This is a genomic window from Sphingopyxis sp. UBA6723, from assembly GCF_002454115.1.
Classification (GTDB): domain Bacteria; phylum Pseudomonadota; class Alphaproteobacteria; order Sphingomonadales; family Sphingomonadaceae; genus Sphingopyxis.
Genome location: NZ_DKIH01000010.1, coordinates 351460 through 373624 on the forward strand (window position 1 = coordinate 351460; position 22165 = coordinate 373624).

28 protein-coding genes are annotated in these 22165 nt (G+C 65.3%); 20 read left to right on the forward strand and 8 right to left on the reverse strand.

Features of this window, described 5'->3' with window-relative positions; genetic code table 11:
• The first annotated feature begins 25 nt into the window (after positions 1-25).
• Positions 26-679, forward strand: a complete 654-nt coding sequence (locus B4F07_RS10300; RefSeq protein WP_293701138.1) for an ATP-binding protein — start codon at positions 26-28, stop codon at positions 677-679.
• Here B4F07_RS10300 and B4F07_RS10305 read toward each other — a convergent pair.
• On the reverse strand, positions 640-936 hold the full coding sequence (locus B4F07_RS10305) for a hypothetical protein (protein WP_293701137.1): 297 nt from the start codon (positions 934-936) through the stop codon (positions 640-642). The genes B4F07_RS10300 and B4F07_RS10305 overlap by 40 nt on opposite strands.
• Positions 933-1985, reverse strand: coding sequence for a Leu/Phe/Val dehydrogenase (locus tag B4F07_RS10310; RefSeq protein ID WP_293701136.1), 1053 nt, complete (start codon positions 1983-1985; stop codon positions 933-935). The genes B4F07_RS10305 and B4F07_RS10310 overlap by 4 nt, the downstream gene beginning before the upstream one ends.
• Before the next feature lie 120 nt (positions 1986-2105).
• Here B4F07_RS10310 and B4F07_RS10315 point away from each other — a divergent pair, with 120 nt between their 5' ends.
• From B4F07_RS10315 to B4F07_RS10350, 8 genes are all read left to right on the forward strand, one after another.
• Complete coding sequence (locus B4F07_RS10315) at positions 2106-2570, forward strand: Lrp/AsnC family transcriptional regulator (RefSeq protein WP_293701135.1); 465 nt, start codon at positions 2106-2108, stop codon at positions 2568-2570.
• Between the two features lie 109 nt (positions 2571-2679).
• Positions 2680-3876 (forward strand): CoA transferase, encoded by a 1197-nt coding sequence (locus B4F07_RS10320; protein WP_293701134.1) that lies wholly within the window; start codon positions 2680-2682, stop codon positions 3874-3876.
• Positions 3877-4043: 167 nt separating this feature from the next.
• Positions 4044-5273 carry an acetyl-CoA C-acetyltransferase gene (locus tag B4F07_RS10325; protein WP_293701133.1) on the forward strand — a complete coding sequence of 410 codons (1230 nt, stop codon included), beginning with the start codon at positions 4044-4046 and terminating at the stop codon, positions 5271-5273.
• A 2-nt stretch (positions 5274-5275) separates the two neighbouring features.
• Positions 5276-6871, forward strand: a complete 1596-nt coding sequence (locus B4F07_RS10330; RefSeq protein ID WP_293701132.1) for an acyl-CoA dehydrogenase family protein — start codon at positions 5276-5278, stop codon at positions 6869-6871.
• A 176-nt stretch (positions 6872-7047) separates the two neighbouring features.
• On the forward strand, positions 7048-7548 hold the full coding sequence (locus B4F07_RS10335; protein WP_293701131.1) for a response regulator transcription factor: 501 nt from the start codon (positions 7048-7050) through the stop codon (positions 7546-7548).
• Between the two features lie 60 nt (positions 7549-7608).
• A complete protein-coding gene (locus tag B4F07_RS10340; RefSeq protein WP_293701130.1) occupies positions 7609-7989 on the forward strand; it encodes a hypothetical protein in 381 nt (126 codons plus the stop codon).
• Positions 7990-8014: 25 nt separating this feature from the next.
• Positions 8015-8428 (forward strand): hypothetical protein, encoded by a 414-nt coding sequence (locus B4F07_RS10345; protein ID WP_293704774.1) that lies wholly within the window; start codon positions 8015-8017, stop codon positions 8426-8428.
• Positions 8429-8459: 31 nt separating this feature from the next.
• Positions 8460-8957: a MarR family winged helix-turn-helix transcriptional regulator gene (locus tag B4F07_RS10350; RefSeq protein ID WP_293701128.1), complete on the forward strand. Its 498-nt coding sequence runs from the start codon at positions 8460-8462 to the stop codon at positions 8955-8957.
• Between the two features lie 67 nt (positions 8958-9024).
• Here B4F07_RS10350 and B4F07_RS10355 read toward each other — a convergent pair whose 3' ends face one another.
• From B4F07_RS10355 to B4F07_RS10380, 6 genes are all read right to left on the reverse strand, one after another.
• The gene (locus tag B4F07_RS10355) at positions 9025-9771 is read right to left on the reverse strand and encodes a sigma-70 family RNA polymerase sigma factor (RefSeq protein WP_293701127.1); all 747 of its coding nucleotides are present in this window, start codon (positions 9769-9771) and stop codon (positions 9025-9027) included.
• A complete protein-coding gene (gene flhA / locus B4F07_RS10360; protein WP_293701126.1) occupies positions 9761-11884 on the reverse strand; it encodes a flagellar biosynthesis protein FlhA in 2124 nt (707 codons plus the stop codon). The genes B4F07_RS10355 and flhA overlap by 11 nt, the downstream gene beginning before the upstream one ends.
• Positions 11881-12705 (reverse strand): transglycosylase SLT domain-containing protein, encoded by an 825-nt coding sequence (locus B4F07_RS10365; RefSeq protein ID WP_293701125.1) that lies wholly within the window; start codon positions 12703-12705, stop codon positions 11881-11883. The genes flhA and B4F07_RS10365 overlap by 4 nt, the downstream gene beginning before the upstream one ends.
• 92 nt (positions 12706-12797) lie before the next feature.
• The gene (locus B4F07_RS10370) at positions 12798-13097 is read right to left on the reverse strand and encodes a hypothetical protein (RefSeq protein ID WP_293701124.1); all 300 of its coding nucleotides are present in this window, start codon (positions 13095-13097) and stop codon (positions 12798-12800) included.
• A complete protein-coding gene (flgM, locus tag B4F07_RS10375; protein ID WP_293701123.1) occupies positions 13094-13399 on the reverse strand; it encodes a flagellar biosynthesis anti-sigma factor FlgM in 306 nt (101 codons plus the stop codon). Before flgM ends, B4F07_RS10370 begins: the two co-directional genes overlap by 4 nt.
• 171 nt (positions 13400-13570) lie before the next feature.
• On the reverse strand, positions 13571-14089 hold the full coding sequence (locus B4F07_RS10380; protein WP_293701122.1) for a flagella basal body P-ring formation protein FlgA: 519 nt from the start codon (positions 14087-14089) through the stop codon (positions 13571-13573).
• Positions 14090-14346: 257 nt separating this feature from the next.
• On the opposite strand from B4F07_RS10380, the gene flgB reads away from it, so the two are divergent.
• From flgB to B4F07_RS10435, 11 genes are read left to right on the forward strand one after another with little or no spacing between them, the layout of a single operon-like run.
• Positions 14347-14700, forward strand: a complete 354-nt coding sequence (gene flgB / locus B4F07_RS10385; RefSeq protein ID WP_293701121.1) for a flagellar basal body rod protein FlgB — start codon at positions 14347-14349, stop codon at positions 14698-14700.
• Entirely contained in the window at positions 14697-15107 is a 411-nt protein-coding gene (flgC, locus tag B4F07_RS10390) for a flagellar basal body rod protein FlgC (protein ID WP_293701120.1), read from the forward strand. The genes flgB and flgC overlap by 4 nt, the downstream gene beginning before the upstream one ends.
• 1 nt (position 15108) lies before the next feature.
• A complete protein-coding gene (locus B4F07_RS10395) occupies positions 15109-15402 on the forward strand; it encodes a flagellar hook assembly protein FlgD (protein ID WP_293701119.1) in 294 nt (97 codons plus the stop codon).
• A 32-nt stretch (positions 15403-15434) separates the two neighbouring features.
• Positions 15435-16262 (forward strand): flagellar hook-basal body complex protein, encoded by an 828-nt coding sequence (locus B4F07_RS10400; RefSeq protein ID WP_293701118.1) that lies wholly within the window; start codon positions 15435-15437, stop codon positions 16260-16262.
• Positions 16263-16297: 35 nt separating this feature from the next.
• Positions 16298-17041, forward strand: coding sequence for a flagellar basal body rod protein FlgF (locus B4F07_RS10405; protein WP_293701117.1), 744 nt, complete (start codon positions 16298-16300; stop codon positions 17039-17041).
• Between the two features lie 12 nt (positions 17042-17053).
• Positions 17054-17839, forward strand: a complete 786-nt coding sequence (gene flgG, locus B4F07_RS10410; RefSeq protein ID WP_293701116.1) for a flagellar basal-body rod protein FlgG — start codon at positions 17054-17056, stop codon at positions 17837-17839.
• The gene (locus tag B4F07_RS10415) at positions 17820-18488 is read left to right on the forward strand and encodes a flagellar basal body L-ring protein FlgH (RefSeq protein WP_293701115.1); all 669 of its coding nucleotides are present in this window, start codon (positions 17820-17822) and stop codon (positions 18486-18488) included. The genes flgG and B4F07_RS10415 overlap by 20 nt, the downstream gene beginning before the upstream one ends.
• A gap of 13 nt (positions 18489-18501) precedes the next feature.
• Positions 18502-19611 carry a flagellar basal body P-ring protein FlgI gene (locus B4F07_RS10420; protein ID WP_414711709.1) on the forward strand — a complete coding sequence of 370 codons (1110 nt, stop codon included), beginning with the start codon at positions 18502-18504 and terminating at the stop codon, positions 19609-19611.
• Positions 19608-19937 (forward strand): rod-binding protein, encoded by a 330-nt coding sequence (locus B4F07_RS10425; RefSeq protein ID WP_293701114.1) that lies wholly within the window; start codon positions 19608-19610, stop codon positions 19935-19937. The genes B4F07_RS10420 and B4F07_RS10425 overlap by 4 nt, the downstream gene beginning before the upstream one ends.
• Positions 19934-21259: a flagellar hook-associated protein FlgK gene (flgK, locus tag B4F07_RS10430; protein ID WP_293701113.1), complete on the forward strand. Its 1326-nt coding sequence runs from the start codon at positions 19934-19936 to the stop codon at positions 21257-21259. The genes B4F07_RS10425 and flgK overlap by 4 nt, the downstream gene beginning before the upstream one ends.
• A 13-nt stretch (positions 21260-21272) precedes the next feature.
• Positions 21273-22103, forward strand: a complete 831-nt coding sequence (locus tag B4F07_RS10435) for a flagellin (RefSeq protein ID WP_293701112.1) — start codon at positions 21273-21275, stop codon at positions 22101-22103.
• The last annotated feature ends 62 nt before the right edge of the window (positions 22104-22165 follow it).

The window sequence follows — 22165 nt, forward strand, 5'->3', positions numbered from 1 at the left end:
CGGCTGCTCGGGGTTCGCTGTGCCCATGCTGGCGGAAACCGACGGCGTTCTGACCTCGATCGTCGCTCGCCCGCGCGAGGCGACCATCTCGCCGATCGATCAGGCCGCTGCCGAGTGGGCCTGGAGCAGCGGCGAACCCGCCGGGCGCGGTACCGGCACGCTGCTTGCCTCCGACTGGCAATTCCATCCGCTCAAGACCAGCCTCGGCGTCCCCGCCGTACTGGGTATTGCGCGCGACGATGACAGCGCGCCGGTCGCCGCCGACAAGGCGACCTTGCTCGCGACGCTCATCGGGCAAGCGGCGCTGGCGCACGAGCGCTTGTATCTCGAGGACGAGATGCGCAGCCTGTCGGTGCTGGAGGAACGCGACCGGCTGCGCGCCGCGCTGCTGTCGTCAATCGGCCACGACCTGCGCACCCACGATGCCGTTTTGCTCACCATTCGGGATCGGGGCGAAGGATTGGTGCCGGGCGCGGAACAAATGATCTTTGATACTTTTGCGCGCGCGAAGGCAAGCGATCGCCACGGCGGAAGCGGTCTGGGACTGGCCATTGCGAAAGGATTTTCCGACGCACTCGGCATCCGGCTGGCCGCCGCCAAGCATCCTGAAGGCGGCGCCATCTTTAAGCTGCAATTCCCTCAGGCGTTGATCGCATCCCCGGTTCCCGACCCCGACTGATCGTCCCTTCCGCAGCTGTCCTGCCCGGTTGGCCAGCAAATGGCACTGGCCACCAGAACGCTCTCGCACAGTTTTGCCGCGATGATCGCGGCGGTGGGTGCGTCCAGATCGTCCAGCGCGGTTTCGATATGGAGCAGGTCGCCATGTCGCTGCGCCGACATCGTCGCCGGCACCAGCGATCGCTGCGCAAACAAGCCCAAGATGCGCGGCAGGGTTTGCGGGTCCGGAACCGCGACGATCCGGAACCGCTGCCTCATGCCGCCAGCCGTCCGGCCGCCCCGATCAGGCGTTCGGCGGTTTCATCGGCGACCGCGGCGGACGACAAGTTGCGGCGCGCGGCGTCCTCCAGCAGCGCGGTGACGCGCGGGCCGATCTGGGCGACACGGCTCGCGACACTGGCGGCGCTTTCGCCAAGATATTCGGCCGAGACGCTGATGATACCGCCCGCGTTGGCGACATAGTCGGGGACATAGGTGATGCCCCGCTCGCGCAGCATGTCCGCGATTTCGGGGGTCGCAAGCTGGTTGTTGGCGCCGCCGCACACCAGCCTTGCCTTCATCGCCGCGACGGTCGGTTCGTCAAGTACGCCGCCGAGCGCGCAGGGAACAAAGATGTCGGCATCGACCGATGCAATTGCATCGGCGCCGACGACGCGCGCCCCCAGAATCGTGGCGATCCGGTCGCGGCGCCCCGGTGCGACATCGGCGATGACCAGCCGCGCCCCGGCATCGGCGAGGCGGCGGCAGAGTTCAGCCCCGACATTGCCGGTCCCCTGCACCGCGACGGTCAGCCCTTTCAGATCCGAGCCGAGCGCGAAGGCGGCGCCCGCCTTGATCGCGCCGAACACGCCCTCAGCGGTCCATGGCGACGGATCGCCGCCCGCCGCCGCACCGACCGCGGCGAGTCCCGCGACATGACGCGTTTCGTGTGCCACCTCTTGCATGTCGGCGACGCTCGTGCCGACGTCCTCGGCGGTGACATAGCGCCCGCCCAATGCCGCGACCGCGCGGCCAAAGGCACGGAACAGCGCGGCGCGGTCGAACGGCCCGTCGGGTCGGCGCAGTACCGCCTTGGCGCCGCCAAAGGGCAGGCCTGCCATCGCATTCTTGTAACTCATCCCTTCGGCGAGCCGGAAGGCGTCGGCAAAGGCCTGGTCGCGGTCGGGATAATCCCACAGGCGGCAGCCGCCGGCGCCCGGCCCCAATGTCGTCGAATGAACCACGATGATGCCGTCGAGCCCGGCGCTCTTGTCCTCCAGCCGGACGGTTTCGAGGGCGGGCAAACGACCCGAAAATTGCATAACCATGATGGCCTCCTGTTCTGGGCCTCTTATTGCAGAGGGTCGGAGGTCAATCTTGCTCGATATTTTGACATTTTGCCGTTAAGCTGGTCAAAATTTCTTCCATTATGATTAAAAGAGGTAGAAATGACCGATCTGGACCCGTTCGAGAAAAATATCATTCGCGAGCTGCAACGCGACGCCAGCCTCACCACGGCCGAGCTCGCCGAGCGCGTGGGGCTGTCGCCATCGCCCTGCTGGCGGCGCATCGACCGGCTCGAACGCGACGGCTATATCAAGGGGCGGGTCGCGGTGATCGATCGGCGCAAGGTCGGGCTGCACGCGCATATTTTTGCGCAGGTCAAGCTCAACGCGCACGGCCGCGCCAACCTCGACGAGTTCAGCGATGCGATCGCGGCCTTCCCGGAAGTGCTCGGCGCTTATGTGCTGATGGGCAATATGGACTTCATGCTGCGCATCGTCGCCAAAGACATTGATGCCTATGAGGCGTTTTTCTTCGACAAATTGAGCAAGCTGCCCGGGGTGCAGGAAATCAACTCGACGGTGGCACTGTCGGAGATCAAATCGACGAACGAATTGCCGATTATCTAGGGCCCGATACCCGCCGCGAGCGCAGCGACCAGTTTGACTCGCGCCGCCGCGTGCGCCAGATGCCCCGGCATCACGGTTTCGGCGTTGTGACGAAGGGGATCAGCACCAGATGTACAACCTGCTGACCGGCCTGTCGGTGATCGAGGCGTCGTCGTTCGTCGCCTCGCCGACCGCGGGACTCTATTGCGCGCAGATGGGGGCCGAGGTCATCCGCGTCGACCAGATTGGTGGCGGCCCCGATTTCCGGCGCTGGCCGGTGACTGCGGGCAATGACTCGCTCTATTGGGAAAATCTCAACCGCGCCAAAAAGTCGGTTGCGCTCGATCTCGGGCGGCCGGAGGGCCGCGAGCTGTTGCAGGCGCTGGTGCGCGCGACGGGTCAGTTCATCACCAATTTTCCGGTCGGCGGCTTTTTGTCGCATGAGGTGCTCGCCGCGGAACGCGCTGACCTGATCACCGTCCGCATCATGGGCTGGGCCGACGGCTCGCCCGCGCTCGATTACACGGTCAACAACAGCGTCGGCTATCCGATGCTCACCGGTACCGGCCCCGAACCGGTCAACCATGTCCTGCCCGCGTGGGATTTGCTCAGCGGTGCTTATGCCGCCTTTGCGCTGCTCGCCGCGATCCAGCGGCGCACGGCGACGGGCGCGGGCGGCGAGGTGCGGGTTCCGCTGTCCGACGTCGCGATCGGTACCGTCGCCAATCTCGGCGGGGTCGCCGAGGTGCTGTACGGCGGCGCCAATCGCCCGCGGCTGGGCAATGCGGTCTATGGCCTGTTCGGGCGCGATTTTGTCACCGCCGACGGTCAGCGGACGATGATCGTTGTCGTGACGCCGCGACAATGGGCCAATCTGGTCGCGGCACTCGGTCTGGGCGATGCGATCGCCGCGGTCGAGGTAGCGCGCGGCGTGTCCTTTGCGAAGGACGACGGGCTGCGCTTCACCCACCGCGACGCGCTCTATCCGCTGTTCGAGGCGGCCATCGCCAGCCGCAGCCATGCCGATCTCGCCGCCGCGTTCGATGCAGGCGGGATCGTCCACTCGCCCTATCGCACGATGCTGGACGCGGTGCAGGATGCGGCGCTTGTCGCCGACAACCCGATCTTCCGGCAGACCGACAACCCCAGCGGCTTTGCCTATCCCGCCGCGGGCGCCTTTGCGACCTTGCCGCAGGATCCGCGCCAGCCGCCGCGCCCCGCCCCGCGCAACGGCGAACATAGCGAAGACATTCTGGCGGACCGTCTGTCGCTGCCGTCGGGCGAGATAGCGCGACTGATCGATGCCGGTATCGTTGGGGTGGTGTAAGATGCTCCCATTTCTTTTCTGTTCCCCCGCGAAGGCGGGGGCCCATCACCGGCCCTCTCGTCACTCAGCGACTGTTCGCGACGGCCGCACCGATCGGATGATGGACCCCCGCCTTCGCGGGGGAGCAGCGAGCCTAATTGATGTGACAAGCAAAGTTGGAGAATGACATGACCCTGCGCCGCGCCGCCATCGTTGCCCCGATCCGTACCGCCGTCGGCAAATTCGGCGGCGCGCTTGCCAGCCTCGATGCCGGGCAGCTCGGCGCGGTGGTACTCAAGGCGCTGGTCGAGCGCACGAAGATCGACCCGGCGCGCGTCGACGATGTCGTGTTTTCGCAAGGTTATGGCAATGGCGAAGCGCCGAGCATCGGCCACTGGTCCTGGCTCGCCGCGGGATTGCCGCTCGAAGTGCCGGGCTATCAGCTCGATCGGCGCTGCGGGTCGGGGCTGCAGGCGATCGCCAACGCCGCGATGATGGTCCAGACTGGGATGTCGGACGTCGTCGTCGCGGGCGGGGTCGAATCGATGTCGAATGTCGAACATTACAGCATCGATGTCCGCAAGGGTGTGCGCGCCGGCAATCTGGTGCTCCACGACCGGCTGACGCGCGGGCGCTTGATGTCGCAGCCGATCGAGCGCTTCGGGGTGATCAGCGGGATGATCGAGACCGCCGAAAATCTGGCGAAAGATTATGGCATCACGCGCGAGGCGGCCGATGCCTATGCGGTGCGCAGTCATCAGCGCGCCGCGGCGGCATGGGCCAAGGGGCTGTTCGACGACGAACTGGTCCCGGTTGCGGTGCCGCAGCGCAAGGGCGATCCGGTGATCTTTGCCCATGACGAAGGCTATCGCGCCGATGCGACGCTGGAATCGCTTGGGGCGCTGCGCGCGATCGAGGCCAAGAATATCCCGGGCGCGGTGGTGACCGCGGGCAACGCCAGCCAGCAGAATGATGCCGCCGCCGCCTGCTTCGTCGTTGCCGAGGACAAGCTTGAGGAGCTGGGGCTCGAACCGATCGCCTGGTTCCACAGCTGGGCTGCGGCCGGCTGCGACCCCAGCCGGATGGGCATCGGCCCGGTCCCGGCGGTCGAGCGGCTGTTCGCCCGCACCGGGCTTGGCTGGGGCGACATTGATCTGGTCGAATTGAACGAAGCGTTCGCGCCGCAGGTACTCGCAGTGCTCAAGGGCTGGGGGTGGAGCGACGACGACAGCCGCAACGAGATCCTCAACGTCAACGGCTCGGGCATCTCGCTCGGCCATCCGATCGGCGCGACCGGCGGACGGATTTTGGCGAATTTGACGCGGGAGCTGGTGCGCCGCGACGGGCGCTACGGGCTGGAGACGATGTGTATCGGCGGCGGGCAGGGCATCGCCGCGATCTTCGAGCGCGCCGCCTGAACATGGCCGATCTTCGTTCTGCGCTCGGGGCCGCCGAGGCCTATCGCGTGGCCGCCGAAACGGCGCTCGCTGACCGGCTGACGCAGCGACCGGTCGACCACGAGCAGCGCGCCGCGCATGGCTTTGCGTGGGTGGCGACGACGGTCGCGGCACTCGAAGCGGTACAGGGCTGGGTCGAGGCCGGGCAGGGCGCGAACCCGCTCGATACCAAGATCGCGACGCTTGCCTTTGCCGAGGGGATCGGTCAGCTCGTCGGCGGTTTGCCGATGGGGCAGAACGAGATGTTCCGGCCCGCCGACCTGGGCATCGGCGCGGCGGCGCGGGCGCTGGCCGAGGCGGGTGCCGACCTGCTCGATGCCGACCATGCCGCGACGCGGGCGGAAATTGCGGCAGCGCTCGCCGACGGTCACTGGCCCAGCGAGACGCTGCACGACGCTGACCTCGACGCGATTCGCGACCAGTTTCGGCGCTTCACCGACGCCGAGATTATACCGCACGCGCATGGCTGGCACCTCGCCAATGCCCTGATTCCCGACGCCACGGTAAAGGCGATGGCCGATCTCGGCACCTTCGGCGTCTGCATCCCCGAGGCGTTCGGCGGACTGGGCCTGTCGAAGCTGGTGATGTGCATCGTCACCGAAGAACTGTCGCGCGGCTGGATCGGCGCCGGGTCGCTCGGCACCCGCTCCGAGATCGCGGGCGAGCTGATCGCGATGGGCGGTACTGACGCGCAGAAAGCCCACTGGCTGCCGAAGATCGCGAGCGGCGAAATACTGCCGACCGCGGTGTTTACCGAACCCGATGTCGGATCGGACCTCGGCTCGCTCCAGACGCGCGCGCGGCGGGATGCGGACGGAGCGTGGATCATCGACGGCGCGAAGACATGGATCACCCACGCCGCGCGGTCGGACTTGATGACGCTGCTGGCGCGCACCCTGCCCGACGCGAAGGGTTATGCCGGTCTGTCGATGCTGCTCGTTCCCAAGCCGCGCGGAACGGAAAGCGATCCGTTTCCCGCCAACGGCATGACGGGCAGCGAGATCGAAGTCCTCGGCTATCGCGGGATGCGCGAATATGCGCTGCAATTCGACGCGATGGCGGCGCCCGCCGACGCGTTGCTCGGCGGTGAAGAGGGGCAGGGGTTCAAGCAATTGATGCGGACCTTCGAAGGCGCGCGCATCCAGACCGCGGCGCGCGCCGTCGGCGTCGCGCGGCGCGCGCTTGAGCTGGGACTCGATTATGCCTTGAACCGCAAGCAGTTTGGTCAGGCGATCGTGCAGTTTCCGCGCGTTGCCGACAAGCTGGCGATGGGTCTGGTCGACTTCGTCACCGCGCGCGAACTGAGCTATGCTGCAGCGCGCGCCAAGGACAGCGGCAAGCGCTGCGACATCGAGGCAGGGATGGCGAAACTGCTTGCCGCACGCACCGCCTGGTCGAACGCCGATGCCAGTCTGCAAGTCCACGGCGGCAACGGCTATGCGCTGGAATATGAGATCAGCCGCGTCCTGTGCGATGCGCGCATCCTCAACATATTCGAAGGCGCAGCAGAGATTCAGGCACAGGTGATCGCCCGCGGCCTGATCGAGCGGCGCAATTGACCGGCGGCTTGGTCTGACGCCATATTTTTATCCGGCGCAAAAAATAATTTGCCCCATAACAGGGTTAATGCGAAGGGCGGCAATCGCCGCGAAGCGAGCATTTTGGGGGGGTGGATTCCGTTTTGGCCATGCAGCGCGTGGCCGCGTGTCGCCGCCACTAAACTTGATTTCGAATCATGATGCTCTATTCAAATCCCGTGCACGGCGATCCCGACAATTACATCAGCCTGTTGTCTGTCGCGCAGATTGAAACGTTGCGACACGTTTATGAGCACAAAAATTCCAAACAAATTGCGCGATTGATGCATGTTTCGCCGCATACAGTCGACGAACGGGTCCGGCGGGCACTAAAAAAACTCAATGCTTCCAACCGGATAGAGGCAGCTCACATCCTGGCAGTTAACGGTGTCTTCGATCATGTTACCCCTTATCAGCCTTTGACATATCAATTGATCGACCTAGCCGACGTCCCCGTTGCCCCCGATGCCGAACCGGGGCGCAGTTCGTTTCGGCGACTTTTCGACATCGGTTCGCCGTTTCCGACCGCGTCCCAGCCGGCCAACCGGCATGGGTTGATGGAAAGGATTATCTGGCCAATTTTGATCGCCTTTGCGACCATTTTGGCTTTCTCCGCGCTCTATTCGATCCTTGTCGGACTTGGTCGGGTGATGACCTGACGTTCGAGCCGAATGCTACGGGGGGGAAACCGGTGGCATTCTTTTTCAAGGAAAAAGAACATGCTGAATGAACGAGTTTCGGCCGCCAAAAAAATCGCAGCCGATCTGCACCAAGCCGAAGACGCCATCGACGAAGCGATGATCCGTATCGCCCAGCTGGCTGCCACCCTGCCCACGGCGCGCCGCGACACGAATATGTCGGCGATCGTCGGTCAAACCGCGATGTCTAAAGTCGCCAACGCGCTTGCCGCGGCCGGCGAAGTCCGCCAGCTGCTCACCGACGCGCATCTCGCGCTGACCGTGACCCAAAAAGAGGTTGGTCTGGGAACGCGCATGTTCGGCGCCGGGGTGAAGCCTGCCAAAGCGCAGCTGGTCGATCAGGGCAGCAATGATCAGGCGGGTGCCGAAGTTGCTGCGGTTCCGTTCGCGCAGGCCGTTTGATCATCAGGAAGGGTTAACAGCCACAATGTGGTCCGTGGCGATCTACTATCTGGTACTGCTCATCACCGTGGCCGTCGCGATCAGACGCGGCGGCCCGTTTGAGCGGTGGGCGGCTTATACCGCTCTGATCGCTTCGGTTCTCACCAGCGTTGTGACACCGTTTCCGACCTGGACCGATATTGAACTGAATATCTTTGTGATCGACGTGCTGGTTCTGCTCAGCTTCTGGTTTATCGCCCTGAAGACGCAGAGTTTCTGGCCTTACTGGATCACCGGATGGCAATTAATCGCCATTTTCGGTCACATCCAGAAGTTCATGTTCGCAGAGATATTGGCGCGACCCTATTCGCTCCTGTCGGTTTATATATCCTATCCGATCCTGCTGCTGATCATTTATGCAGCGGGCTCGTCCAGCCGGAATCGCGACGTCCCAGCCTGATTCTTGTGGCATCCCATAAGGTTTTTCGCGGATGCAGCAGTTTTCGAGCCAAGAAGTCGCCGAATTAAAGTCGCGTATCGACGCGATACACGAGCTGCTGGCCGGACGCGGCGGCGGAATGTCGGCGCCCACGACCGCCCGCAACGGGGCCGGCGAGGCGTCACCGCAAGCGGCGCTACTGAACCAGCTCTCGCTCAGCATCCAGATCCGGCGCATCCGCCGCAATCATTTTGGCAGCGCCGAACTGGCGGGGCCGATCTGGGACATGATGCTCGACCTGATGCTCGCCGAAAGCCAAGGTCGCGCGCTCAGCGCCAGCGATCTGGCGACGGGCGCCGGGGTGCCGCTGTCGTCGGGGCTGCGGATGATCAGCGCTCTCGAACGGCTCGGGCTGGCGCAGCGGTCGATCGACGAACGCGACCGGCGGCGCACGATCGTCCAACTGACGGCCGACGGCACCGATCGCATGGCAACCTATTTCGAAAAGATCGGCCTGGTCGGGCAGAACAACCAGACGCTCGCCGCCTGAGCTCCCCCTGACCGGGTGCGATGCCGAGCGGGTCGCACGCCGCACCCGGTCACTTTTTCGGCCCGTCTCATTCGGTCATCTGGCGCATCATGCGATCGACCTTGGCCATCGCCTCGCGCTTGATCTGGCATATCCGCGCCGCGCTGACGTCGAGGGTGAGGCCAATCTCGTGCAGATTGAGCTCTTCAAAGAAATAGAGCTGCAACACCATCTGCTCGCGATCCGACAGGCAACCCACGCATTGGCGCAGCGCGCCCATCAGATCGGCTTGTTCGCATTGATCCCCGGCGCCGATGCCCTCGTCAGGGAGCAGGAAGGCGCCGATGTCGGTGAGTTCGTCGAGCGAGGTCGATCGGCCATGCGTCGCACTGCGTTCGAGTGCGAAATAATCATCGGCTGACAGGCCCAGCGCCGCTGCCATCTCGGTCGCCGCGGGGGCGCGCATCAACTGTTGCTCCAGCGCGGCGCGCGTCGCTTGGATGCGTTTCGCCGCAACCATGGCCGAACGACCGACATCGGCCTCGCGGCGCAGCTGGTCGATCATCGCGCCGCGGATGCGCGTCGTCGCATAGGTGGCAAAGGCAAAGCCACGCTCTTCATAATTCTGGCTCGCTTCGATCAGCGCGATCAGCCCGGTCTGGATCAGATCGTCGAGTTCGCTCGTCCGCGACACCCGCGAAAACACCTGCCACGCGATCTTGCGGACCAGCGGCGCATATTCATCGACCAGCGCCTCGACGCTTTCGCCGTAGCCGCGCGCGCGCGGGGCGCGGGGCGTCGCTGCGGCGAATTGTTCGGCGGGCTCAATCCTCATGCGCTTGGTCCTCCCTGTGGGCGTCGGCCCCGGTCGCCAGGCGCGGCACTTCGGCGCCGATCGTCGCGACGATTTCGGTTTGTTTGCTGGCCGGAATCTCGAGGTAAGAGATGACGGCGACGTCGGGGAATGTGGAGCGGATCAGCCGCGACAGCGCCGACCGGCAGATCGGCGAGGCGACCAGCGCAAAGCTGCGCGTCTGGAGCAGCAGCGGTTCGACCGCCTGTCCGACCTGTTCGATGATCTTCATCGCCATGCCATGTTCGAACGGCCATTCGGCCCCCGGATTGGCGCGCACCGACTGGTTGAGCAGCACTTCGATCTCGGGGCTGAAGGTGACGACGGGCAGCGGCATCCGGCTCGGCACGATTGTCTGGACAATCAGCGCGCCGATGCGCTGGCGCACGGCCTCGACCAGATCGACTTCGCCCAGCTGCTGCGCCGCGGTCGCGACCATTGCTTCGGCAATCTTGCGGAAATCGCGCAGCGGCACGCGCTCGACCAGCAGCGACTTGCACAGGCTGGCGACGCGCGGCAACGGATAGCCCTGCGGGCTGAGGTTCTGCGCCAGCTGCGGATAATGGATCTTGAGATTGTCGATCAGCGATTGCGCGTCGTCGATCCCGAACAGGTCGGCGGCGGCGCCGACGATGCTGTTGTTGAGGTGGGTGGCAACGACGGTCGCCGGATCGACAACGGTATAGCCCGCGGCGATCGCGTCATTCTGCGTCGCTTTCGGAATCCACAGCGCGTCGAGGCCAAAGGTCGGATCCTTGCACGGCCGTCCCACAACCTTGGTGATCAGGTCGCCCGAATCGAGCGCGAGCATTTCATGCGGGAACACCTCGTCCTCGCCGACGATGACCCCGGCGACCGAGATGCGATAGACATTGCCAGGCAGCGACAGGTCGTCGCTGACCTTGACCGGCGGGACGACGAAGCCGAGTTCTTTCGACAATTGGCGGCGGATGCCGGTGATCCGCGTCATCAAGGGTGCGCCCTTGCGGTCATCGACCAGGCTGACCAGCGCATAGCCGATTTCGAGCTGGCAGGCGCTGGCGTCGCTGACGTCGGCCCATTCGATCAGCGACGGGTCGGGCGCGATGGCGACCGGCGGCGGGGCGTCTGCGATGGCAGCGGCGCTGCGGCGCAATTGCCAGCCGACGGCAAAGGACAGCGCGGCGGCGGGCAGCACCAGCAACTGCGGCATCGCCGGGACCATGCCCAGGATGAACAGGATGCCGCCGACCGCCATCCACACCGATGGCGCGGCAAACTGGCTGCTGATCTGGCCGCTCAGGTTGAACGGCGATGCGACGCGAGTGACGATGGCGGCGGCGGCGATCGACAGCAACAGCGCCGGGATCTGAGCGACCAGCGCGTCGCCGATCGCGAGCGTGACATAGGTGCTGCCCGCTTCAGAAAAGCTCAGCCCGTGGCTGAAGATGCCAAGGATCAGGCCGCCAACGATGTTGACGAACAGGATGAGCAGCCCGGCGATCGCATCGCCCTTCACAAATTTCGAGGCACCGTCCATCGAGCCGTAGAAATCTGCCTCGGTCGAGACTTCGACGCGGCGCGCCTTGGCCTCTTCGGGGGTGAGCAGCCCGGCGTTGAGATCGGCGTCGATCGCCATCTGCTTGCCCGGCAGGGCATCGAGGGTGAAGCGCGCCGACACTTCGGACACGCGCCCGGCGCCCTTCGTGATGACGACCATGTTGATGATCATCAGCACGAAAAAGACGAACAGGCCGACGACATAATCACCGCCGATCATCACTTCGCCAAAAGCCTCAATGACATGCCCGGCCGCGGCGGTCCCTTCATGCCCGTGGACGAGCACGACGCGGGTCGAGGCGACGTTCAGCGCGAGGCGGAACAGCGTGGCGAGCAGCAACACGGTCGGGAACGATGAGAAGTCGAGCGGCTTTGCCGCCGACAGCGCGACCATCAGGATCGCAAGGCTGATCATGATATTGGCAACAAAGCTGATGTCGAGGATCAGCGGCGTGACCGGAATGACCATCAGGCCTACAAGGATCAGCATCCCGACGGGCAGCGCCGAAGCGCCTGCCATCCGGCCGATATTGCCGAGATTCAGGCCGCCGGTCATGCCGCGCCGCCCGTCATCGAAGCGAGCCGCCGATAGGCATCGGCGGCAAAGCCCATCGAAAGTTTGCGCGGCATCGGCTGGATTTCCATCATCTGCAGCGGGGGACGTCCCCCACCGCCCGCCAGGGCGCTCGAACTGCTCGCCGAAGCGTGCCAGCCGGCGGGGGCGAAGGGTTTCATATTTTCGATCTTGCCGCCGTTTTCGAGTTTGGTGCGAAAGCGGTCGCGGATCTCGGCCAGGCTGCGCATACTGCCGTCGGGGGCGTAAAAGACCGAGCGGTTGGCGGCCGCCGCCTCGGGCATCATTGGCGCGCCGGGCTGGTCGGGATTGGCGTCGAGCGCGGTCAGGAATTTGGCAGCCCCGCCGCTGCCCAGAAAATGCGCGAGATACAGGTCGACGGGTTCGGCGCTGCGCCCGATCCGGCCTTCCAGATAGTCGCGATTGTCGCCGGTCAGCGCCGCGGCCATCGTTGACGCCGCAGCGGGATCGTCGCGCAGGTCGAAAATCTGCTGGCGCAGCGTCGGGTCGGTGACGGTCAGCCGCCCGGATGCATCACGGCCGATCGCGTCGGCGGCCCAGGCCATGCCATGGTTGGCGCCGTGGCGGTCGAGCGTGGCGAGCCAGGTCTGTTTGGTGAACTGATACAGCCCACGCGCCGACGAGGTCGATGCCTTGGCGGTCGGATTATAGCCGCTTTCGACGCGGGCGACGTCGACCAGATAGTCGAAATCGACGCCGGTTCGCGCCGACGCGTTTTGCATGGCATCCATGACGGGTGCGGCGACGCGGCGTGCGGCTTGGGGATTGTTGATGGCATTCATAATCTGGTTCCGCTGATGCAGCAGGGCTGTCTCGGCAAACCAAAAGCAATCATCGTGCCATTTACGGTTAACGGCAGAAACCTATCGGGTAATCAGTAGCTTAATGCCGCTCCGCGGTGATGGGTGCCACGGATTTCATGGTTTCTGTCAATCCGCTGACGCGTCCAGTCCTTCAGAACATTGACGCGGATCGCCGCGGCTTCGAGCTGGCGCAGCGTCTTGCCGATCAGCAGCTCGGCGCGCTGTTCGCTGCCGCGCGGGATGCCCGCGCCGCGAAACAGGATGACCGCGGTCGCCAGCTCTTCGGTGGCGGCGATGATCGCCCCGGCGTCGTGGCCGTCGAGCGCACCGACCAGCGTATCGAGCCGCGATTGGACGTCTTCGAGCATCATTCGACCCCGCCGGTGTGGAAATCGATCATCGCGCTGGCAATGATCGCGGGGTGAACACCATAGCTGCCGTTCGCGATCGCATTGCGCAGCGATGCGACGCGCGCCACATCGACCGGCGGTGCCTGGGTCGCGAGGCTGCCGGCGAGGCGAATCAGCCGTGCGGCGGGCAGGTTGTCGGGCGCGGCGGCGAGCTGCGTCGGGGGCCGCCTTGCGCTCGCGGCGGTTTCGCTGGTGGCGCTGCGCAACGGGGTCGCGCGGACGATGCCGCTGACGGCTCCGATCTTGCTGCTGTCACCCGACATAATGGCCTCCATCCGATGCCGTCAGAAAAGTGACGGCGCGGTTCACGAAGGCTTTAACGGACGCAGATTGGGGCGATTAAGTCAGCTTGCCGCAAAAAGACAAAAGAAAGGCCCGGTAACGTCGGAAAGCCGACAGTCACCGGGCCAGTGGGCAGGGTAAGGTGGGGTGAATCAGTCGCTGAGCCGCGCGCGCCCGGGGCCGATCACGGTAGCGCTCAGCGGTGATTTGGCGTCGCTGCCGCGCAGGCCGATCGTCTCGCCGACCCTGCCATCTTCGGTCGCGACGGCGGTATAGCTGACCGAAAAGCTTTCGGTGTCGATGGTGACGCGAACATTGTCGCCGCGGCGGATCACCGGGGCGCTGGCCGCGGGGCGGCTGTAGCCGGCGGTTACGGGGGCAGCGCCCGCTGGCATCGTCATCGGCACGCGCAGGCGCCAGCCGAGCGAGGCGCAGCGTACCGCGAGCGCATTGGCATCGATCGCGGTCACTGACGCCTGTTCGGGGCAGCGCGCCAGCTTGATGCGGCGATCGACCGGGGTTGCAGTGCGGCCAAGGGCGCTGGCGACCATGGCGGTCAGCACGTCGATCGTCTGCCAATCTTCATTGGCCTGCTGGGCCACAGCGGGATTGGCGGCGGCGGTAAAGGCGGCGAGGCCGAGCGCCAGGCGGGCAGTGATCTGCTGGGACACGATCCATCTCCTTCGGTCCAAAATGGTCATCCGCCATTGTGCAGGAAGCGTGCCAGTCGCGGATTGCCGCGCGATTGGCGTCCGTGCCGCGCGGTGTTGTCGGTTTTTTGACGAGCGCTACGGCGAGCCACAGACCGATCATGCTAAGCAACGAAAAATCAACGGAAAAATGCGTTTGGCACGGCGATTGCATCGTTCTTTGTGTTTTCCGCGCGTCCGTGTCGCAATCCGGCCCGGACCCCGGTGAAAGGAATTTGATGATGGCATCCGAGAAACTCTTTGGCCTGCACGCGACGGCGCTTCAGCTGCGCAGCCAGCGCATGATGATGCTCGCGTCGAACATCGCCAATGCCGCGACACCGGGATACAAGGCGCGCGACCTCGACTTTTCGAAAGCGCTCGATCTCGCTCAGCGGGGCGGCTCGACCGCCGATGCCATGCAGGGCGCCATTGCTTATCGCGTCCCGGTTCAGGCGTCGCTCGACGGCAACACCGTCGAAATGGCGACCGAGCAGACCGCCTTTGCCGAAAACGCGCTCGCTTACCGGTCCAGCCTCTCGTTCCTCAGCGGCCGCGTCAACACGCTGACCCGCGCGCTCAAGGGCGAATGACGATGACCAGCAACTTCTCGGTCTTCGACATCAGCGGCCGCGCGATGTCGGCGCAGCTCGTCCGGCTCAACACCACCGCCTCGAACCTCGCCAATGCCGGAACGATCGCAGGCAGCGAGGCCGAAGCCTTTCGCTCGCTCAAGCCCGTCTTCCGCACTGTGATGGACGATCATGGCCGTGCGACGGTCCAGGTCGACCAGGTGACGACATCGAAAATGGCGCCGTCGAAACGCCACGATCCGTCGAACCCGCTCGCCGACAAGGACGGCAACGTCTGGCAGGCGGCGGTCGATAGCGCCGCCGAGATGGTCGAGATGGTCGAGACCGCGCGCCAGTATCAGAACAATGTCCAGGTCCTGGAAACCGCCAAGGGCCTGATCAACGAAACCCTCAGGATGGGACAATAAAATGGCCGTCAACAACGTCACCAACGCCAACAATGTCGTGCTCCAGCCGAAGGGCGCGGGGCAGCAGATGGGGCAGAGCGATTTCCTGCGCCTGATGACCGCGCAGCTGTCGCAGCAGGATCCGTTCAACCCGGTCGATAACCAGCAGATGGTTGCCCAGATGGCGCAATTCTCAAGCCTCGCCGGGATCAGCGAGACCAACACGACGCTGCAGAAGATTTCCGAGCAGCTCACGGCGCAGACCCAGCTGCTCCAAGACATCAAGGCCGCCACCCCGGCGCCTCCCGCCACATAAGGCGCACCCACCACCTAAGAAAGGATCAGTCCATGTCATTCTATACCTCGCTTTCGGGCCTCAAGGGCGCCCAGACCGATATGTCGGTCATCTCGAACAACATCGCCAACGCGGGATCGATCGGGTTCAAGCGCAGCAAGGCGCAGTTCGGTGACATCTTTGCCTCGTCGCCGACCCAGTCGACCAAGATGATCGCGGGTCAGGGCCAGCGGCTCAACGGCATCACCCAGCAGTTCACGCAAGGGTCGTACGAATCGAGCGAAAAGACGCTCGACATGGCGATCGTCGGCGAGGGCATGTTTGTCGTGAAGGGCGATCCGCCGCGTGAGCAGGTGACCTACACCCGCAACGGCGCCTTCACCGCGACCCCCGACCGCAATGTGATCGATTCGACCGGCCAGAAGCTGCAACTTCTGCCCGTCGATGCCGACGGCAACGTCACCGACAACACGCTGGCCGGGGCGTTCGATTTCGTCCTGCCGCCGGGCGCGCCGAGCGATCCCACCGCGCAGCTGGTCAATGTGTCGATCGGCCTCGACGGGCTGGTCTCGGCGACCTTTGCCAATGGCGAAGCGCAGGTGCTCGGCAAGGTGGCGATGGCGACCTTCCCCGCGATGGAGGGCCTCCGCCCCGTCGGCGACGCGCATTGGCAGTCGTCGGGCGAAAGCGGCCCGCCGACGATCGACGCCGCGACCAACGGCCCGATGGGCGCGATCCGCTCGGGCGCGCTCGAACGCTCGAACGTCGATATCACCGAAGAACTGGTGATGCTGATCGGCGCGCAGCGCAATTTCCAGGCCAACGCCAAGGCGATCGAGGGCGCGTCGCAGCTGTCGCAAACCATCATCAACATGCGCTGATCCGGCGCATTTAGCCGACTGCCGGGAGCTTCCCAATGGACCGCCTCATCTACACCAGCCTTACCGCGATGCGGGGCAGTCAAGCCCGGCAGACGGCGATCGCCAACAATCTGGCGAACGCGCAGACGCCGGGGTTTCGTGCCGACATGGCCGAGGCGCAGGCGCTGTGGCTGAACGGCAGCGGGCTCGATGCGCGCGCCATGTCGTCGGAAGAAGTGCTCGGCGCCGACATGCGCGCCGGTACCGTCACCGCGACGGGGCGCGATCTCGACATCGCGGTGCAGGGCGATGCGCTGCTCGTGGTGCAGGCGAAGGACGGCAGCGAAGCCTATACGCGGCGCGGCGACCTTCAGGTGTCGCCGAGCGGACTTTTGACTACCGGCGACGGCCATCCGGTTCAGGGTGGCCAGGGGCCGGTAACGATTCCGCCCGCCGACGCCGTCACAATCGATGTCGAGGGCCGGGTCTGGATCGTGCCCGCGGGCGGTGATGCCGAAAACCCGCAGGAGGTCGACCGGATCCGGCTCGCGACCCCGACCGGATCGGACATTGCCAAGGGTCTGGACGGCCTGTTCCGCGTCAAGGGCGAGGGCGTTTTGCCCGACGATCCCGAAGCGAGGCTGATCACCCGCTCGATCGAAGGATCGAACGTCGCCGCCACCACCGCGCTGGTCGACATGATCGAGGCGAGCCGCAGCTGGGACACCCAGCTCAAGCTCGTCAGCGACGCGCGCGACATGGACAACGCGACCGCCAATCTGATGCAGCTTCCCCGTTAAGGAGATAGAATAATGAGCTTCGGTGCCTTGCACGTCGCGCGAACCGGTCTGGATGCCCAAGGCTTTCGGATGCAGGTGATCGCCAACAACCTTGCCAACGTGAACACCACGGGCTTCAAGCGCGACCGCGCCAGCTTTGAAACCTTGAGCTATCAGATGATGACCGCGCCGGGCGCGCCGTCGTCGGCCGAAAACCGCTATGCGACCGGGCTCAATCTCGGTACCGGCGTGTCGCTGGGTGGCACGTCGCGCATCGATACACAGGGGACGTTCGCCACCACCGGCAACGCGCTCGACATGGCGATCGACGGCGCCGGCTATTTCCAGGTCGAAATGCCCGACGGGCGCACCGGCTATACTCGCGCGGGCAATTTCGGTCGCTCGCCCGACGGCACGATCGTGACGTCGGACGGCAAGCCGCTGACACCGGCGATCCAGATTCCCGAAGACAGCACCAATGTGTCGATCGGCGCCGACGGCACCGTGTCGGCGACCGGCGCCGACGGCACGCTGACTGAACTCGGCCGCATCGAGCTGGCGCGCTTTGCCAATCCGGCGGGCCTCCAGGCGATCGGCGACAATATGCTCGTCGAAACCGCCGCTTCGGGCGCGCCGCAGGTCGGCGCCGCCGGGCTGGAAGGCCGCGGCAGCTTGCGCGGCGGGATGCTCGAGGGATCGAACGTCAATGTCGTTGAGGAACTGGTCGACATGATCGAGACCCAGCGCGCCTATGAGGTCAATTCGAAGATGATCCAGGCCACCGACGAAATGATGAAAAATGCCGCGCAGACCCTCTAATCTGTCGATCGGCGTGGCCTTTGCCCTCGCGTTCGTGCCGTTCGGCGCGGCGGCGAAGGACAAACTGCCGCCAGACGCTTTTGCTGCGGCGACGCCGGTGCCCCCGGCGCCGCTGCCCGGCAATGGCTCGATCTTTCAGGGCAGCTATGTGCCGCTGACGTCGGGCGGCCGCGCCGGACAGGTCGGCGACATCCTGACCATCCAGCTCGTCGAGCGCACCGCGGCGACCAAAAGCAACGCCGCGGGAACGCAGCGCGACGGCAATATCGGCCTGACCCCGCCCGCCACCGGGCCGCTGTCGCTGTTCAACCCCAGCGACATCGCAATGGGTGGTGGCCAGGCGTTCAAGGGCAAGGGCGACGCGTCGCAATCGAACGCGCTGTCGGGCGAGGTCAGCGTGACCATCGCCGCGGTCTATCCCAATGGCACGATGCTGGTGCGCGGCGAAAAGCTGCTGACGCTCAACCGCGGCGACGAACGCGTTCAGATCTCGGGCATCGTCCGCGCGATGGATATCAGCCCCGACAACCGCATCCTGTCGACCCGCGTCGCCGACGCCAACATCCGTTACGTCGGCAAGGGCGAGATCGCGCGCGCCAGCAAGCAAGGCTGGTTGCAGCGTTTCTTCTCGATCATCAGCCCGTTCTGAAGAGGATCCCAAAGTGTCCCAGCGTCCCACCCTGCTTGCCCTGATCGCGCTCCTGATCGCCAGCCTGACCTTTGCGGTCCCGGCGCAGGCGCAGCGCATCAAGGACATGGGTCAGTTTCAGGGGCTGCGCGCCAACCAGCTGACCGGCTACGGCATCGTCGTCGGTCTCGCGGGAACGGGCGACGACAGCCTCGATTATTCGACGCTGGGCATGAAGGGAGCGATTTCGCGCTTTGGCCTGACCTTGCCGCCGGGGGTCAATCCGGCGCTGAAGAATGCCGCGGCGGTGATGATCACCGCCGAACTGCCGCCCTTTGCCAAGCCCGGCCAGCGCCTTGATGTGACCGTCTCGGCGATCGGCAAGGCGAAAAGCCTGCGCGGCGGCACCCTTGTGCTGGCGCCGCTCTATGGCGCCGATGGTCAGATTTACGCGATGGTGCAGGGCAATCTCGTCATCGGCGGGCTCGGCGTCGATGCCGCCGACGGATCGAAGGTGACGGTCAACGTCCCGTCGAGCGGCCGCATCGCCAATGGCGCGACGGTCGAACGCGCGGTCGATACCGGCTTTGCGTCCAGCGAGTGGCTCACCTTCAACCTTCACCAGTTTGACGCGACCAATGCCAAGCGCGTCGCCGACGCGATCAACGCGGCGATCCCGGGCAGCGCGTCGATGATCGACGGCGCCAGCATCGCGATCCGCGCCGCGGGCAATGGCGACGACCGGATGCGGCTGATGTCGCAGATCGAAAATCTCGGCGTCCAGCGCTCCGAACCCTCGGCCAAGGTGATCGTCAACGCACGCACCGGCACCGTCGTGATCAACGGCGCGGTTCGCGTCGGCACCGCCGCGGTCAGCCACGGCAAGCTCACCGTCTCGATCAAGGAATCGCCGACGGTGGTTCAGCCCGCCCCGTTCAGCCGCGGCGAAACCGCGATCGAACCGTCGAGCGAGATCGAAATCGCCGAGGATGTGCGCCCCGCCTTTTTGATGAAACCCAACGCCTCGCTCTCCGAACTCGTCGACTCGATCAACCGTCTGGGCGTGTCGCCCGGCGATCTGGTCGCGATCCTCGAGGCGCTGAGTCAGGCGGGTGCCCTCACAGCCGAATTGGTGATCATATGACGACGCCCATTTCTTCGACCTCCGCAACGCGGCCGTTCGTGCCCGCTTCGGCCACCCCGACGCTTGGCGGCGGGGGCGGCGACGGCGGGCTGCGCAAAGCCGCCGAACAGTTTGAGGCGGTGATCCTGCGACAGCTGCTCGCGTCGATGCGTCAGGCCAAGCTCGGCGACGATATGATGGGATCGAGCGCGACCGATAATTTCCGCGAAATGGCCGACGCCCGCACCGCCGACTCGATCGCTGCGATGCGCCAGTTCGGCATCGCCGATATGGTCGAGCGCCAGTTCCGCGGGCAGCTCGGCCATACGAAGGGAGGCGTGCAGTGAGCGACCTTCTCGGCATCGGCTACAGCGGGCTCAAGGCCTATTCGCGCGCCCTGTCGACGATCGGCGACAATATCGCCAATGCGCAGACTCCCGGTTATGCGCGGCGGCGGCTCGAAATGATGGAGCCGGTCAGCGGCAGCGATTCGATCTTTTACCGCGGCAACATCAACCCCGCCGGGGTCGAGATCCGCGGCGTCAGCCGCTCGGTCGATGCCTGGCTGATCGAGGATTCGCGACTCTCATCGGGCGATTCGGAGCGCGCGGCAACCAGGCTTGGCTGGCTGGGCAAGGTCGAAGGCGCGCTGAGCGACGAGAGCAACGGCATCAAGACCGGGCTGACCAAATTATTCACGACCGCCGATCAGCTGACCTCTGATCCGGCGAACAAGACGCTGCGCAGCCAGTTCCTCCAGTCGGCCGACGATATTGCGTCGGGCTTTCGCACCGCGGCGGGCCAGCTTGACAAGATGTCGGACGGGATCGAAGGCGCGGCGGCGAGCACGGTCGAAGATTTCAACGCCAATCTGAACGCGCTCGAACAGATCAACATCGGCTTGCGCAAGGCACGCCCGGGATCGACCAACCAGGCGAGCCTGATGGACGAACGCGACCGGCTGCTCGACAAATTATCGTCGCAGGCCGGGATCAGCGCGACCTTTGAAAACAACGGATCGGTGACTTTGCGCGCCGCCGGGTCGGGCGACCTGCTCGTCGGCGGCGGCGCGGTCAACCCGATCGCGGTGACCGCGGCGCCCGACGGCCGCCTGTCGTACAGCGTTGGCGGTTCGCCGCTGACGGTGACAACAGGTTCGCTGGCCGGGCAAGCCGAAGCAGCGAACCATGTCGCCGACCAGCGCGCCGGACTCGATACGATGGCCACCAGCTTTGCAGCGCAGCTCAACGCGGCGCATCAGGCGGGCACCGATGCCAATGGCAATCCGGGGGCGCCGCTGTTCACCGGCACGAGCGCCGCGACGCTGACGGCGAGCGCGCTGACCCCCGAACAGGTGGCCGCCGCCAGCGCATCGGGCAGCAACGGCAATATGCTCGCGCTCGGCACCTTGCGCGGCGCGGGTGATCCCGAAGCGCGCTGGTCGGGGCATCTCGCGACGCAGGCGCAGACAACTGCTGCGGCGCGCGCGCTGGATGCCGCCGCCATGACCCGCGCCGACGCCGCTGCCGCGGCGCGCGACGGGGTCAGCGAGGTCGATCTCGACAAGGAAGCCGCTGAACTGCTGCGCTTTCAGCAAGCCTATCAGGCCGCGGCGCGCACGATCCAGGTCGCGCGCGAAACCATGCAAACGCTTTTGAGCTCGATCTAGGAAGGCGACGACGATGATTAACGCCGTGGGCAATCGCATGACGCGCGAGATCGCGCGCCAGCAGAAACTGGCCGACCAGATCGAGCGGACCCAGATCCAGATTTCGAGCGGCAAGCGGCTGCAACGCATGTCGGACGATCCGGTGTCGGCGCGGCGGATCGCCACGATCGGCACGGCGCAGGCGAGCCTTACCGCGTGGAACAGCAATATCAACACGGCGACGGCGCTGGTGTCGCAGGCCGACGCGGCGCTGAAATCGGTGAGCAATCTGATGACGCGCGCGCGCGAACTGACGGTTGCCGCGGCGAACGATACGACCAGCGCCGCCGATCGCGCGACGATCGCCGCCGAACTTGGCACGATCGCTGACGAAATCGACAGCCTGGCCGCGACGCGCGATTCGAACGGCGAGCCGGTGTTCGCGAGCGGCACCGCGCGCGTGATGCGCTTCGATGGTGACATCAGCTTTGCGCCGGTTCCCGCCGCCGCCGACGTGTTCGTCATTGCAGGCAACAGCCTGTCGACCGGCATCCGCGATGCCGCCACCGCGGTCGCCGCGGGGAACAAGCCGGCGATGGGCGCTGCGCTGACCGCGCTCAACTCCGCGATCGGCCATGTCGCCGACCGCCATGCCGCGCTCGGCCTGTCGGCGGGGCGGCTCGAACGCATCGGCGATGGGTTGGCCCTGCGCGGGATCACGCTGAAAGACGAGCGCTCGTCGGTCGAGGATACCGACCTGTCGGTCGCAATTGCCGAACTCAATGCGCAGGATCTGACCCTCGGCGCCGCGCAGGCAGCCTTTGCCAAGATCAACCGCCAGACCTTGTTCGATATTTTGAACTGATTGGCTCAATCTCGCGGCGCTGCTGCCGTTAAGCATGAAGACGCATTTTGAATTTGGGGCTT